Annotated in this window: 15 protein-coding genes; 10 read left to right on the top strand and 5 right to left on the bottom strand. The window is 43.9% G+C overall.

Annotated features, from left to right (window positions below; genetic code table 11):
* The first annotated feature begins 41 nt into the window (after positions 1-41).
* Together DESACI_RS14740 and DESACI_RS14735 are read left to right on the top strand one after the other, a co-directional pair.
* Entirely contained in the window at positions 42-653 is a 612-nt protein-coding gene (locus tag DESACI_RS14740) for a DedA family protein (RefSeq protein WP_014827995.1), read from the top strand.
* A gap of 68 nt (positions 654-721) precedes the next feature.
* A complete protein-coding gene (locus tag DESACI_RS14735; RefSeq protein WP_014827994.1) occupies positions 722-1,336 on the top strand; it encodes a DedA family protein in 615 nt (204 codons plus the stop codon).
* On the opposite strand, the gene DESACI_RS14730 is transcribed toward DESACI_RS14735, so the two are convergent.
* From DESACI_RS14730 to DESACI_RS14715, 4 genes are read right to left on the bottom strand one after another with little or no spacing between them, the layout of a single operon-like run.
* Positions 1,325-1,783, bottom strand: coding sequence for a Fur family transcriptional regulator (locus DESACI_RS14730; protein ID WP_014827993.1), 459 nt, complete (start codon positions 1,781-1,783; stop codon positions 1,325-1,327). The genes DESACI_RS14735 and DESACI_RS14730 overlap by 12 nt on opposite strands.
* A gap of 44 nt (positions 1,784-1,827) precedes the next feature.
* Entirely contained in the window at positions 1,828-2,670 is an 843-nt protein-coding gene (locus tag DESACI_RS14725; protein WP_014827992.1) for a metal ABC transporter permease, read from the bottom strand.
* Complete coding sequence (locus DESACI_RS14720) at positions 2,655-3,458, bottom strand: metal ABC transporter ATP-binding protein (RefSeq protein WP_014827991.1); 804 nt, start codon at positions 3,456-3,458, stop codon at positions 2,655-2,657. The genes DESACI_RS14725 and DESACI_RS14720 overlap by 16 nt, the downstream gene beginning before the upstream one ends.
* A 24-nt stretch (positions 3,459-3,482) precedes the next feature.
* A complete protein-coding gene (locus DESACI_RS14715; RefSeq protein WP_014827990.1) occupies positions 3,483-4,388 on the bottom strand; it encodes a metal ABC transporter substrate-binding protein in 906 nt (301 codons plus the stop codon).
* Between the two features lie 163 nt (positions 4,389-4,551).
* Between DESACI_RS14715 and DESACI_RS14710 the strand changes: the two genes are divergently transcribed.
* The 3 genes from DESACI_RS14710 to DESACI_RS14700 all read left to right on the top strand — a co-directional run bounded on the left by DESACI_RS14710 (position 4,552) and on the right by DESACI_RS14700 (position 7,131).
* Positions 4,552-5,073: a peptidylprolyl isomerase gene (locus DESACI_RS14710; RefSeq protein WP_014827989.1), complete on the top strand. Its 522-nt coding sequence runs from the start codon at positions 4,552-4,554 to the stop codon at positions 5,071-5,073.
* 42 nt (positions 5,074-5,115) lie between these two features.
* Entirely contained in the window at positions 5,116-6,024 is a 909-nt protein-coding gene (locus tag DESACI_RS14705; RefSeq protein WP_014827988.1) for a selenium metabolism-associated LysR family transcriptional regulator, read from the top strand.
* A gap of 105 nt (positions 6,025-6,129) precedes the next feature.
* On the top strand, positions 6,130-7,131 hold the full coding sequence (locus DESACI_RS14700; RefSeq protein WP_014827987.1) for a DnaA ATPase domain-containing protein: 1,002 nt from the start codon (positions 6,130-6,132) through the stop codon (positions 7,129-7,131).
* Positions 7,132-7,254: 123 nt separating this feature from the next.
* Here DESACI_RS14700 and DESACI_RS14695 read toward each other — a convergent pair whose 3' ends face one another.
* Entirely contained in the window at positions 7,255-8,496 is a 1,242-nt protein-coding gene (locus DESACI_RS14695; RefSeq protein ID WP_014826601.1) for an IS110 family RNA-guided transposase, read from the bottom strand.
* 641 nt (positions 8,497-9,137) lie between these two features.
* Here DESACI_RS14695 and pfkA point away from each other — a divergent pair.
* From pfkA to lgt, 5 genes are all read left to right on the top strand, one after another.
* Positions 9,138-10,109, top strand: a complete 972-nt coding sequence (pfkA, locus tag DESACI_RS14690; RefSeq protein ID WP_014827986.1) for a 6-phosphofructokinase — start codon at positions 9,138-9,140, stop codon at positions 10,107-10,109.
* A 35-nt stretch (positions 10,110-10,144) separates the two neighbouring features.
* Positions 10,145-11,560 (top strand): glucose-6-phosphate isomerase, encoded by a 1,416-nt coding sequence (locus DESACI_RS14685; RefSeq protein ID WP_014827985.1) that lies wholly within the window; start codon positions 10,145-10,147, stop codon positions 11,558-11,560.
* Positions 11,561-11,675: 115 nt separating this feature from the next.
* Positions 11,676-13,790 carry a cell division protein FtsA gene (locus DESACI_RS14680; RefSeq protein WP_014827984.1) on the top strand — a complete coding sequence of 705 codons (2,115 nt, stop codon included), beginning with the start codon at positions 11,676-11,678 and terminating at the stop codon, positions 13,788-13,790.
* Positions 13,791-13,862: 72 nt separating this feature from the next.
* Positions 13,863-14,063 carry a hypothetical protein gene (locus tag DESACI_RS14675; protein WP_041276538.1) on the top strand — a complete coding sequence of 67 codons (201 nt, stop codon included), beginning with the start codon at positions 13,863-13,865 and terminating at the stop codon, positions 14,061-14,063.
* Between the two features lie 270 nt (positions 14,064-14,333).
* On the top strand, positions 14,334-15,146 hold the full coding sequence (lgt, locus tag DESACI_RS14670) for a prolipoprotein diacylglyceryl transferase (protein ID WP_014827982.1): 813 nt from the start codon (positions 14,334-14,336) through the stop codon (positions 15,144-15,146).
* The last annotated feature ends 3 nt before the right edge of the window (positions 15,147-15,149 follow it).

Raw genomic sequence — 15,149 nt, 5'->3', positions numbered from 1 at the left:
TACGTCATTATTTAATTAAGGGTAAGATCAGGAGGTACAATTTGGAAACGATTATCAGCCAACTTGGGCAATTTGTTGTACATATAATTTCTTCTTTCGGCTACGCGGGAGTTTTTATAGCCATGGCAATTGAAAGCGCATGTATCCCACTGCCTAGTGAAATCATCCTGCCTTTTACAGGCTATATGGTATTTAGCGGGCATTTCGGCTTTTGGCAAGCGATCATTGCTGCTACTCTAGGGAATCTATTTGGGGCCTTAGTCGCTTACTATGTTGGTGTATGGGGCGGTCGGCCCTTCCTGAAACGGTATGGCAAGTACTTTTTTATTAATGCCAAGGAATTAGCTTGGACAGAGAAAGTCTTTGAACGCAACGGTGAAATAACCGTTTTTATTGGACGTGTATTGCCCATTGTACGGACGTTTATTTCTTTACCCGCCGGCATTGCGCGCATGAATCCTTTTAAAATGGCTGCGTACACTACTATTGGGGCGTTTTTCTGGTGTACCTTATTGATATACATAGGACAAAAATTAGGTGAGAATTGGGATTCCCTTAAGCCTTATTTTCACCGCGTTGATGTCATAGTCGGTGGAGTTATTGTCGTCTTTATTATCTACCTCGTTTGGAAGCATTTAAAAAGACAAAGATAATCATAATCAATGGCAGCCCATCGATGTTGGTACTAGAGGATCCAGATAATGGAGGAAGGAAGCTAGGCATGCACGGATTAGAACACTATGTAATGAGCATAATTTTCCACTATCGCTATGCCGGCTTATTTATAATGCTTACGGGTGGTATGATTGGTATCCCTGTTCCTGATGAATTTTTAATGACCTTCAGCGGGTTTCAAACAACCTTAGGCCGAATGGATTTCACAAAAACTCTTTTTGTCGCCGCTACTGGAAGCTTTATGGGGATGAATTTGAGCTATTGGATTGGCAGGAGGCTAGGAATTCCTTTTCTGCAGAAAATAGGGCCGTTCCTTCACTTTAACGAGCATAAGATTAATAGCGCCGAACACTGGTTTCGGCGCTTTGGTGATCGCTTGATCGTGATTGGTTATTTCTTTCCTGGATTTCGTCACTTTACAGCCTATTTCTCGGGAATGAGTAAATTAAATTATGCTCGTTATGTCGTTTTAGCGGCCACCGGTGCTTTGCTTTGGTCGATTACATTTATTACTCTTGGCCGAATCTTAGGTGAACACTGGGAGAAGATCACCTTTATCTTGCATCGCTATCTTGTAAGAGGGGGGATCATTCTTGCCTTGATCGTATTTCTCATTTATCTCTACAGTCTTAAACGGGGAAAAGCAAGCCTAGAGGATTGACTTAGGAGGCTGTACATCTTCTTTTGCTTGACAGTGGGGACACAATCCGAAAAATCTCAGCCAGTGATTTTGGATACGGTATCCGCTTTGAGACTCAATGGTCTGAGCGAGATGTCTGATTGGACAATCCCCTAACTCTTTGCTTTGACCGCACTTAGTGCAAATAAGTTGATGTCCGTGTTGTTGGGCGGCATTCTTCAGACAAAATCGTTCGCTGCCGGTTCCGAATTCCTCTTTTTCGAGCAAGCCTATATTGTATAACATTTCCAGAACACGATAGATCGACACGACTGCAACCTGAATGTCGTTTTGTTCTAAAATATGATGAATGTCGTAGGCACCAAGATACTCAGAATTTTGGCAAAGTACTTCTACAACGCGCTTTCGTGCTGAGGTAAGACGATAGCCTTGTTCTTGGATATATTGAAGGATTTCTTCATAGTTCATGATCGTTATCTCCTAAGTTGGGGCGGTTAAGGCCTCATTTTTTCTTAATCTTTTAGCCCAAAGCTTCGTCGCAGCGGTTGGCGTTCCGATGAAAAAATAAAACTTATGAAGAAGAATACAGTCGCTGTCAGAGCAATACTTGCACCTGAGGCGATGTTGAAGTAGTAAGAAATATAAAGGCCAATTACGGCACTGGTCAGACCAAAGAAGACAGCAAGCAGCAGGAGCTTTTTTAGAGACTTGGTCCATTGCTGTGCTGAGGCGGCAGGAATGATGAGGAGTGCCGTGACCAAGATAATCCCTACTGTTTGTGAGGCAACGACGACGGTAATTGCGGTCATGATAAGCATGGTATAGTGAAGTATTGTTCTCGATAAACCGGCAACTTCAGCCATCTCAGGATCGAAAGCATAGAAGACAAATTCTTTGAAGAATAGAATAATGATCGAAAGGATAATAAAGGCTGCCCCTAAGATTATTTTGAGGTCAAACGAGGTTATTGCCAACACGGAGCCGAAAAGATATCCTGTGAGATCGGTGGTATAAAATTTCATGCTGCTTATTAAAGCAATCCCAAAGGCCATAGACGCAGAAAAAATTATGCCAATGGCAGTGTCTAGAGTGACCTTGGCTTTTTCATGGACAAATCCTATGAGTACTGCCAGCCCAATGGTATAAAAATTGGCCGTTAGGTAGAGATCCCAATTCAAAAGATAACCAATAGCTAATCCTGCCAGAGAGCCGTGAGCTAATCCTTCACCTATAAAAGCTAAGCGGAGTAAAACAACAAAACTTCCAACGACGGCGCATAAAATTCCAATAGCCACAGTTCCGATAAAAGCATTTTGCATAAACGTATAATGGAGAGGATCTAAGAGCAGGTGCATGAACAAGTATCCTCCTTAATGGAACGTTGAGAGCCCTCTTCAATAAGATGATGAGGCCAGGGAAGTCCCGAAAATGTTTGGGTTAATATTTCTGGTGTCAGGACTTTCTCGGGAGGGCCGAAGGCAATCACTTGCTCATTTAAGCAAAGGATACGGCCGAAGTGGTGAAAATCCAAAGCTAAAAGATCATGAGTTGTCGTGAGGCTCGTTATGCCATCCTCATGCAGTTGTTCAAGGAGCTCATAAATACTTTGTTGGGTAGGAATATCGAGTCCTGTGGCAGGTTCATCCAACAATATAAGTTTCGACTCTTGAGCCAGAGCACGGGCTATAAAAACTCGCTGCTGCTGTCCGCCTGAGAGCTGACCTATGGGGCGATTAGCAAGTTCGGACATTTTCACTCGTTCGAGGGACTCCTGAACCACTTGATGATCTTTTTTTTGGGGAAAATGTAGAGCTCCCAACCGTCCAACCCGGCCCAACATAACCACTTCATAGACCGAAATAGGGAAGTCTTTGTTGATGGATTTGAGTTGAGGCACATAGCCGATTTGGTGCCGGCGGCGCCAGGAGCGCTGAGGTCGTTCTCCAAATACACGGATGGTTCCCTGAGATGGTTTGTTGAGTCCCACAATACTGCGAATTAGGGATGTTTTACCGGAACCGTTGGGCCCTATGATTCCGGTGCAGGATCCCTTAGGTATGCGCAGGTGAATATCTTTCAGGACCTGATGGTCTCCGTACTTGAGGCTAAAGTGATCAAATTCAATGACATAACTATCAGACATGGTTTTGTCCTACTCTCTACTTGTTTATTTTAAGGCAGAAACGATGGCTGCCGTATTGGATTTCATCATAGCGATATAGGAATTAGAGTCTGGGGTATCCCCTAAGGTATCATCATGCAGATTATCGATAAATTTGACGCCTGTTTCCGAGGCCAGCTGCTGAGCTAACTTTGGATTAAAGCCTTCTTCGCTAAATACTGCGTGTACCTTCTGCTCTCGGATCATTTGGATTAAATCAGCGTATTCTTTGGCTGATGGCTCGGCTTCCCCTGTATGAAGCATAGGTTGAACAAAGGTTAGGCCATATTGTTTGGCATAATAGCTCCAGGCATCGTGCAAAACCACCATTTTCCTGGATTCAGGCGGAAGACTGGAAATTTGGGTTCGAATCCATTGATCGAGCTCGGTTAGTTTTGTGAGATAAGCGGCAGCATTTTGAGTAAAGTATTGTTTATCCTCCGGATAGGTTTGGGATAACTGATCACGAATGGTTTCAACATAGTGTTTGGCGTTTTGTACATCAAGCCAGAGATGGGGATTTCCCTCACCGCCTTGATCTTTACCTAAGATAGGAAGACCGTCAGATAATACAACTTTACGGAGACTGGGATTTGCAGCATTAGAGACAACTTTATCGAGATACACTTCTTCCCCAACTCCGTTGGCGAAGAAAATGCTGGAGGCAGCAACTTGACGAACATTTGAGGGTGTTGGTTCGTATTCATGAGGATCGCTCCCGGCAGGCACAAGATTGATCACTTTAACTTTATCCCCTGCCACCTGTTTGATAAGATCTGCCAGAGGAGAGATACTTGTAACGACCGTTTTAGGCTGGGCTGTAACAGCAGGTTTTTGGGAACCGCAGCCGCTGACCAGCAAGAGACCGATAAGTATAAGGGACAAAAAAACGTAGGGACGTTTAGGAGACATGGGACACACTCCTTAATGTAATATTGTTTCAATAAGCAGTTTAATATAGGCTCTCCCAAATGTCAATTTTAATCCGGCCCTTTCCGGTTATTTCTTTTAGTATTAGGCGAAAATTAACTCTAGTGGTATAATTTAAAGGATAAATTTAAAGGGGGTCACTCTCGTGACGAATGAAAGTACACAAGATTTAGAACAAACTAAAAATCCGCTCGTTGCCATTGAGATGGAAAACGGCAACATCATTAAAATTGAACTCTATCCGGACATAGCTCCGGATACGGTTAAGAACTTTATGACACTCGTATCACAAGGATTTTATGATGGGCTTATTTTCCACAGAGTTATTCCCAGTTTTATGATTCAAGGCGGAGACCCTAACGGAACCGGCATGGGAGGGAGTAAACAGGCAATTCGCGGTGAGTTTTCTGCCAATGGTTTTAAAAATGATTTAAAGCATGACCGTGGAGTTATTTCCATGGCGCGAACAGCAAACCCTAATTCGGCAAGTTCCCAGTTTTTTATCGTGGTCAAGGCTTCAAGCCATTTGGACGGACAATACGCTTCTTTTGGGAAGGTTATCGAAGGCATGGAGGAAGTAGACCGCATTGTCAACGTTCCCAGAGATCGTGCCGATAAACCTCTTGAAGATCAACGAATGAAAAAAGTGACTACTATTGCGGAATAGGGGGGCTTTGCCCTCTTTTCCCCTCTAAGAGGAGAATAGTTTATGTTCGATCTGATGCGTTTATTTGTTCAAGTAGTAGAAGAACAAAGCTTTACCATTGTTGCCCGTAAATTGGAGATTAGCCAACCGGCAGTTTCCAACCAAATGCGGGTTCTCGAAGAGAAGCTAGGCGGAGTTAAACTTATCAATCGAAAAGGGAAAGGTTTTGCCCTGACCCAAGAGGGTGAAATATTTTATCGCCATTCCAAACATATGCTGGATTCATGGGAAGAATTAATGGGTGAAATTGGGGATTCCGAACGAATCATGAGCGGGAAAATACATATTGGAGCTTCTAATATTCCGGGAGAATATTTACTTCCCAGCTTATTAACAAATTTCCGCAAGGCCTTTCCCGATATAACCTTTAAGTTAACGATTGGAGACAGCTTGGACATCGCGGAAAAGGTATTGACCCGCGAAGTAGATTTTGCCGTTGTAGGAGCAGTTTTTGATACTGAAAAGTTAACATCCGAATATTGGTTAAAAGATGAGTTAGCCTTAATTGTTCCGGAGGACCACCCTTTAAGTCTAAAGCGAAGTGTTGAACTTCAATCTCTCAAAGCTTACCCCATGGTCATAAGAGAAAATGGCTCTGGGCATCGTCGAGCTTTCGAAGAAGCTCTTGCTAAACAGGCCTTAGATTTGCATGATTTCAATATCGTACTGGAAGCAGGCAGCACCGAAGGGGTTAAAAACTTTGTACGAGCCGGGTTAGGCTATTCATTTTTGTCAAGACATGCTATTGAACAAGGCGAAAAATCGGGTTTAGCCGAGGTGCCTGTTGAAGACTTCAGTCTTGAACGAGGCTTTTATTTGTTGACTCGCCGGAATAAGTCTCTAAACTATATTGCTGAACAGTGTTATAGGTTTTTGTTCCAGCAAAGGCAGGACGGCACCATCGTATCTTAAAGTACCGACTACAATGACAGTTATAAATCACGGTACCACTCCTACTTAGGGAAGTGGGAGTCTCACAATGGGAAGAAATTAGATCTCTAAAAAGGAGAGGATCGCTTGAACTGGTTTTTAAGCGATTTTAATATAAAGGCATGGCGGTTCATTAATCACTACGAACCGGCTACGGCACCAAGTATGACCCTTGTTTATGGGCCGGCGGGAGTTGGGAAATCTTCTCTCTTAAAGCATGTTGAGCAAACGTGGAAAAATGAGGGGAGCCTTTTAATCGATGCTGCGTCTTTTTCCCGTCAATATGCTTTTGCTTCACAGGAAAACAGGCTTTTGCAGTTTCGTCGATCCTATCGTGCGGTGCCCTTGCTGCTTTTAGACGATTTGCAAGGTTTGGCAGGAAAAAAGCAAACGATTGAGGAAATTCACTATACGTATGAATATATCCTGCAAAATGGAGGAAAGATGATGGCGGTCGTGGAAACGGAGCTGCTAAATCTAACCTTCTTAGGGGAACGGTTAATGTCGCGTTTGCTGAGCGGGGTTGTAATTCCTCTGGCAAGGCCGCAGGAATACGAGATTGAAGCTTTTATTGAAGAATATTCTCACCGTCTGCTGCTTTCTATGGATTCCGCAATTCCTGAATTCATTGCTCGGCAAACCACCAGTCTGGCAGAGGCGAAAAAAGTCCTTCGCCAATTTATTGATTATGCGGAACTTTATAACGACGAATTGAGCGTTCAATGTTTTCTCTCCTATTGGCGTGAGCAAGCAAGAAAACAGAGTCAAGAGAAAAGCCCAATGAATATTTTGCGGGTAACGGCTCAAATCACGGGTCATACTCCTGAAGAGTTAGTTGGACCGGCTCAAAAACCGTCAATCAATGAAGCCAGACAATTGGCAATTTATACGGTTAGAATGCTATGTAAGCTTTCATATCCGGAGATAGCCGTATATTTTAACCGCCGGCATACAACAATAATTGCGGCATATAAAAAAATGCAGGAAAAGTTACTCCAGGATCAGGCGTTGTTTCGACGTTATCAAGAAATAACAGGTAAGTTTAAAGAAGATCATAAGAAGTCCTTCGGTAATATGTCAAGACCCTAAGTGAGTCAATTTTTCAGTAAGTTAGTTATCCGTTGGCAAAAAAGGCAATAAAAAACCCTCTTATTCCCAAAATGAAATGGAAACAAGTTACAAAAATGGGACTTCAATTCTCGTAGTTCATGCTTAGTTTGCAATCCCCCTATTGCCATGTGGCATATAGATTTGGTTGCTGCGTAGCAGAGCATCAACCATACGGACGAGTTTGCGTGCAGTAAGCACGAGAGCACGGCGATGATGGTGAGTCTTACTTTCCGAGAATTTACGTTGGTAGAAGGCTTTGTACTCTGGTTCCTTTTGGCGTACTAGGTTAGCAGCCTGGATGATATAACTTCGCAAGTAGGTGTTGCCGGTTCGAGTTAAGGGCGTGTCATCGGCTGTAAAATCACCGGACTGGTGAGAACGCCAGGTTAGCCCAATAAACTTTGCTAAGGCTCCTTCATTCGGAAAACGGCGGATGTCTCCAATCTCAGCAATAATACCAGCTGAAAGCACAGGGCCAATACCGGGAATGGTAATGAGCGTATTAGGGAAATGCCTGATTTCAGCTTCGATCGCCTTATCGATTTTCTTGACCTGTTTCTCTAAAGTGTGGATGGTTTCGATGCTCGTGGCTAGGATAAGGTTAATGGGTTGCAATAGGCTTCCACGTAGTCGATGGGCCTTGCGAGCGGCTTCCTTCAACTCTCTGGCTTTGGCTTCCGGATCCTCGAAATGACTTCTTCCTTTCTCCATGAGGAAATCAATCAGTTCATCAAGCGGTCGAGCCGCAACCTCTTCTGGAGAAAAAAACTCAAGTGTCAAGGATTCAGAAGTAACGCTGAAAGTATTACTAAAAACCGTACCTTGGGCAAGAGTGCTAAACTTTAAGAACAAGTTCGTGAGGAAATAATTCTTCTCTCTGGAGATCATCTCGATCAGATGACAACGAAAGCGAGTGAGTCGCTGTAACGGTAAGTAGCGGAAATCGACCTGAGAGCCCTCCGGGAGCCGGCCGAAGCGTAAACGTTCGGCAATGACCCAGGCATCAATCCAGTCGTTCTTCGGAAGGTCCACATAAGCCTTTTTGAAATTAGCAACGACCTTGGGGTTAAAGGAATAAATTTGGGGCTGTAAAGGTGCTAAACAATGGTCTTCCGCTAAGAACATTTGTAACGGCCAACTGTACACGGAAGTGGCCTCTAAACCAATAACCAGCCGGTCCTCATTCTCTTTATTACAGGCTTCAGAGAGATATCGGGCAACTTGCTCACAACCAGGCTGATCATTCAAAACCCTTAGCCTTTTAACTGGTTCATTACCACGCTCATCTAAGATTCGCACTTTAAAATCACTGGAACTCACATCTATACCGACAAATAAACTCAAGTAAAATCACCTCACTTTCCGAGTCGAAGAATTTGTAAGATTAACGTTGGGACCAGGCACCACAACAGGTCAACAACCTCGCCGAATCAGCACTTGTCTTAAAAAGACCTCGGATCCAACCGATCTGCTACCATCGGAGGGGTTCCCTTTAAGCTGTGCAACCTTCGAGTTAAAAGTTCAAATTGTGGGCTGGCAGTCAGACTTAATAAGAGGTCATAGCCTCAAGGAGTGAAAGGCCTTACCAGAACGAACCTCACGGTATCATTTTGCCTGAAACCCCAACAAACTTAAATACTTTTTTGTTGTCAAAGAACGACTTAAGGAATCATTACTCAGGTATTCCTTATCCTGAGCCTGTGGACAGTGCCAGCCTATGGAAAAGCCCTTATGGGTCTATCTTAAAAGAGCTTTCCCTCAGGCTTTGGACAAGTCGAATTTGAAGTGTGCTTTGGGGTTGACTTGTCCACACTGCCCACAGGCACGACGACTGCATGGGGTATGCGTTATTCTGCGCGCATCTTGTTGATGATGACCAACCAACTGAATTTCCAGTTTTCTTTGGTCATTTAAATACCCCACGTTCCATTAGTTTTTTGGACTCGTGGGGCAGGAACTAAATTAATTATACGAGGAGTGATCCGATGGCAGGGGAGATTCAGAGGATCGGGGTACTTACAAGCGGAGGAGATGCCCCAGGCATGAATGCAGCTGTACGGGCAGTTGTTCGTAAAGGGATTTTTCATGGCTTAACAATTTTCGGTATTCATCGAGGTTATGAAGGACTCATTCATGGAGAACTACAAGAAATGAGTATAGGTTCTGTTGCTGATATCGTACTAAGGGGAGGAACTGTCCTAAAAACTGCCCGCTCGGAAGAAATGAAAACTCCGGCGGGACAGAAAAAGGCTTTTGAGCAACTCCAAAAACGCCAGATCGATGCTCTAGTTGTTATAGGCGGAGATGGTTCCTTTAGAGGTGCACAGACTCTAGCTGCTCAAGGAGTTCGGATTATCGGAATTCCGGGTACCATCGATAATGATATTGCCGGAACGGATTTAACGATTGGGTTTGATACCGCAGTTAATACCGTGGTTGATGCCGTAAGTAAAATTCGCGATACGGCTTCTTCCCACGATCGGACATTTATCGTAGAGGTTATGGGCAGAAATTGCGGGAATATTGCTTTACAGGCAGGGTTGGCTTGTGGTGCAGAGTCCATTTTAGTGCCTGAGATCCCTTATGATTTAGATGAAATCAGCAATAAATTAAAAAGGGGTCACCAGCGGGGGAAAAATCATAGTATTATCCTTGTTTCAGAAGGGGTTGGCAGTGCTTTCAAAGTTGGTGAAGAATTGCGGGCCCGCTCAGGGTTTGAGACCCGGATCACAGTTCTTGGTCACTTGCAGCGCGGAGGAAATCCCAGTGCACTTGACGCCGTGATTGCTGCGGCCATGGGAGGAAAGGCAGTCCAGAGCCTTTTAGATCAAGAGACAAATCGTATGACAGCCTATATTAATCAAACGGTAATTTCCCGTCCTCTCGACGATGCTTATGGCACACGGCGCCCCTTAAATCGCGAACTTTATGATTTAGCCAATGAGTTGTCAATTTAACCAATGCTTAAATTTTACTGGAGAGATGAGGTTTTATGATTCCGATGGAAACATCTAAGCTAATTATAGATTATACGGGGATGATGGTTTCGGAGCAAAACTCCAAGGGCTTTGCTAAAGAAGATTTACTAGGGCTGCAATCTAAATTAGACGAGGCCCAGACTAATTTACACGCCCTCAGAGATTCAGGAAAACTGGACTTCTCGCTGCTTTTGCCAGAGATGCTGGCTCAGCTTCCCGAATTATGCGCCTATGCCGACGAAGTTGCTGCAAAATTCGAGAATTTTGTGGTGCTTGGTATCGGCGGGTCAGCCCTTGGACCTTTAGCGGTGCAGCAAGCCTTAAATCACTATTATTACAACGAATTGCTTCCAGATCAACGATCAAACCGGCCGCGATTTTATGTATTGGATAATATAGATCCGGTACGCTTTAAGGAGTTGGGGCAAGTTCTCGATCCCCGAAAAACTCTTTATAATGTTATTTCCAAATCAGGAAACACCTCGGAAACAATGGCCCAGTTTCTTATTGTACGAGATTACTTGCGCCATTTCTGCGGAGAAAGCTATGCTGATCATATTGTGGTTACAACAGATCAACAAAAGGGCAACCTTTTACCGATTGCTCTCAAGGAAGGATTTAAACGGTTTGTTATTCCCTCGGGAATTGGAGGACGCTTTTCCGAATTGACTCCCGTTGGCTTACTGGCAGCGGCAATTTGTGGAATTGATGTGGAACAACTTTTAGCGGGAGCTCTTGAGATGGATCGGCGGATCAGAGAGACGAAAGGAGTCTTTGCTAATCCGGCACAATTGAAGTCAGCCTTATCTTATTTGTCCTGGCAAAAGGGAAAAAAGATCTCAGTGTTTATGCCCTATGTGGATGGTTTGAAGACAATGGCTGATTGGTATGCTCAATTGTGGGCTGAGAGTTTGGGGAAACGTTATGACCGGACAGGCAAGGCGGTTTCTTTGGGGCAAACGCCTGTGAAAGCCCTTGGTGTGACAGATCAGCATTCTCAGGTGCAATTATATGCTGAGGGACCCGATGACAAAGTGATCACCTTTTTAACTCTGGAAGAATTTAAAGATACTCAAGGAATTCCCGTGGATTCAGCGCTGCCGGAAGACATTCAATTTTTGGGAGGGAAAACGTTAGAGGAACTTTTATTTGCTGAGCAAAAAGCTACGGAATATGCTTTAACCTTAGCTGGACGCCAACATCAAAAAATTATTCTCTCAGCATTAACTCCTTTCAATATTGGCCAATTGCTCCTCCTTTTGGAATGGGAGACAGCCTATATGGGCGAATTGTTCAATATTAACGCCTTTGACCAGCCGGGGGTTGAGGAAGGTAAAAACGGAACCTATGGTTTAATGGGGCGTGCAGGCTATGAGGCCAAAAAGCAAGCAATCAAAGAGTTTGGTCAAGAAAGGCATCTTTTAGAGTAATCAACTAACTCCCCTTAACCTTCACCTATCCCAGGATATGTGGAGGTTTTATTATGTCTATTTTCGGAAGGATTTTCTCAAGAAAGGTCGAATTTATCCCAAAAGAGGTGAAACAATGGAACCAATTTTTGCCTTGGACATTGGAACCCGTATGGTCATGGGATTGGTGATGACGAAACACAAAGATCACGGGTATGAAATTTTAGCCAGTGCCTCAACCGAACACCGTCAACGTGCTATGTATGACGGGCAGGTCCATGATGTCAACGAAGTGGCACGGGCTGTAACCGCTGTTAAAGAGACTTTAGAAAAAAAGCTGGAGGTCAGTTTAAAACATGTCGCCGTTGCTGCGGCAGGCAGGGCTCTGCGGACGGAAGTCGCTGCTGCGGAATATACGGAGTTGCTGCCTGTCCGGTGGGAACGAGAAACTATCTTGGCTCTGGAATTAGAAGCCGTTCATAAAGCTCTGCGACAACTTAAATCATCCGCAGAAGATGACTCAGAACAATATCATTGTGTTGGTTATAGCACTATCGCCAGCTGGAATGAAGGAGAGGAAATTTCTAATCTCATAGGCCAGAGAGGAAAACGCGCTCAAGTCAAGGTGATAGCAACATTTCTCCCCAGAACAGTAGTTGACGGCTTAATATCTGTTCTGAGCAAAGTTGGCTTAGAAATGACCAGTCTAACCTTAGAACCTATTGCGGCTGGGCAAGCAGCGATACCTCAGAACATGCGGCGACTTAACCTGGCACTTGTTGATGTGGGAGCTGGTACGGCAGATATTGCTCTGACGCGAGAGGGATCCTTCTTTGCCTATGGAATGGTGCCCATGGCAGGGGATGAGGTGACAGAAGCGATTTGCGAGCATTTCCTTCTTGATTTCCAAGTGGGTGAAAAAATTAAGCGGGAAATAAATATTAAATCCCAACTGAAGTTTTCGGATTTTTTAGGAACTAAGGTGGTTGTTTCCAAAGATGACGTATTATCTGTCATTGAACCTGTTGTTCGCAGACTTGCCCAAAATATTGCCCAAGAGATTATTAAACTTAATCAAAAGGTACCGCAAGGAGTCATACTTATTGGGGGAGGAAGTTTAACTCCTCTGCTTCCTCAAATGTTATCCGAGCTTTTGGATATTGCTCAAAAACGGGTAGGGGTTCAAGTTCGCGAACGCTTAACGGATATTTACGGAGAAAAAAGTCTTAAGGGGCCTGAGAGCATTACTCCCATGGGAATTGGAATTTCCGCACTAGAAGAGACAGGACTTCAGTACTATACGGTAACTGTCAATCAAATGCCGATACCGATCTTTGAAATACAATTAACGACGGTAGCAGAGGCCTTGCTTGCCGCAGGCATATCTCCTCGTTCCTTTGTAGGAAAACCGGGGGCTGCTTTTACCTATGAATGGAATCACGAAATGCGAATGATCAAGGGAACAATGGGTCGTCCCGCTCAATTGAGTGTGAACTCTCAACCAGGTCGATTTGATCAAACCCTGAATCAAGGAGACATTATTGAGTTTATACCCGGCATTCCCGGTGAAGATGCTGAGGTTACGATTGGCGAAATCCTTCCCCCCTCTGAACATAAATTGATTTCCTGGAATGGGAGGCGGGAAGATTATTTTCCCCAAGTTTTTCTGGACGGCACTCTCTTAAACTTCAGCGACAAAATCCGTGATGGCTATAAGTTGACGTATATTTCTAATGAAGACCTGCAAGATTTATTAGATCAAAAAAGCCTGCAAAATGAGCAAATTCCTGCCCAAGAGACGTTAACGATTAAAATTAATGGAGAATTTCAAACGATTATTCTCAAACGGCAGATGTTAGTCAATGGCTGCTCTATCAAGGACAACTGTCCGATTCATGAGGGAGACATTGTTGAAGTTCGCCTGGAACAGAAAACAGTGGGGCAGTTAAACCTTCAGCCAAGGCCCCTTATTTTTACTGTCAATGGAGAAGAAATTGAGTATCCTGCCCAGAATGTTGAAATCTCATTTCACGGTAAGCCAGTGGCCGAAAGTGACCTGCTCGAAGATGGAATGGATTTGAGAGTTACAGGTCATAAGAAGATGCTAATTCTCTCTGATCTCTTGCCCTATGTCAAATTTCCTGACGAGATGCCAAAAGGTGCCTCTTTAAAACTTCGTGTAAATGGGCAGATGGCTGAGTTTACGACGGTTTTGCACCCGGGTGACCGAGTGACGGCTATTTTTGAGTAAAGAAATTAGGGAAAAAGAATACTTGACAATCTAGCCAGAGGCCATAAAATGGTGATGGAGGTGTTAATGATAATGCTTTTTCAATGGTTAGTAGTTCTTATCGCTGTTGCTATTTTAGTAGTTACTGTATATTCAGATGCTTTAACAGGTAAAAAGAAGCATTCAAGCTATTACCAAACAGTTCAAAAACCAATGGGAAAAAAAGAACGAGAAGCTTCAATACCGGATTCCAATGGATATAACCGTTTCTTTTCTAAACTAAATAGCTTATAAGCCAAAACAGATCCGATAACTAGTATCGGATCTGTCATTATTTTTTATACATCCACAAGTGCGATACTCTATCGGAGACTATCGGGACAATGGAAAGAGACCTCTGGCTGACGATAAGCGGACGAGCTTATCGTCACACTGCGACTTATTACGCATGATCTTGCAGTTTGGGTTGGCTAAGTGCTTCAAAAAGAATATTATTAAACGATGTTTGGCTATAATACAGGGAAACTTATGAAATAGGTACATAGTTGAGTGGAGGAAGCAATAATGCATCAGTTCTGGTTTTTTATCGGAAATTTCCCGGTACGTGCTTACGGCACGCTTTTTGCACTGGCATTTGTTCTTGGAGTGGGAGTTACACTATACTTTGCCAAAGCTGAAAAACGAGAAGACTATATGGAGACCATGCTTGATTTAGCACCAATTTTACTCCTTGCGGGTTTATTGGGGGCTCGGATCTGGCAGGTGTTTTTTTTCGATTGGTCCTTTTACAGCAAATATCCAGGAGAAATTATTGCAATATGGCATGGAGGACTTTCTATTCAAGGCGGGGTTGTAGGGGCCTTAATTGGTGGAGGAATCTTTGTTTGGCGTAAAAAACTGCCCTTTTGGGAACTCGCTGATTTAGCAGCTCCTGGATTGATGCTTGCCCAATCCATCGGCAGGGATGCTAATCTTATGAATGGCGATGCCTTTGGAGGGCCAACGGGTGGAAACTTTGGAATTCTCTACCCGGTTGGGACGATCGCCCGTGACACTTTTGGAAATCAACCTCTCTGGCCGGCAGAGGTTTGGGAGGGGCAAGTCGATGTTATTATCTTTGCGCTTCTCGTTATCTTGAAACTAAGAAAATGGCCTTCAGGGACGATTTTCTTACTGTATTTAGTATTGTATAATACCTCAAGGTTCTTCCTGGAAGGATTGAGAGGTGACAGCCCAAGGTTCTTGTTCCATTGGACAGCAGCACAATGGAGCAGTTCGGTGGCGGTTATAATCTCTTTGGTCCTGTTGGCTTGGAGGATTTGGAAAGACCGTCAGCCTAAAGACGCAGATGTTGTTCCACAAGATCCCATGGAATAAGAT

Origin of the sequence: Desulfosporosinus acidiphilus SJ4, from assembly GCF_000255115.2 — a bacterium.
In the GTDB taxonomy this organism is placed as follows: Bacteria; Bacillota; Desulfitobacteriia; order Desulfitobacteriales; family Desulfitobacteriaceae; genus Desulfosporosinus; species Desulfosporosinus acidiphilus.
Note: the sequence above shows the minus strand (reverse complement) of the source record. Positions and strands in the feature narration are given on the sequence as shown.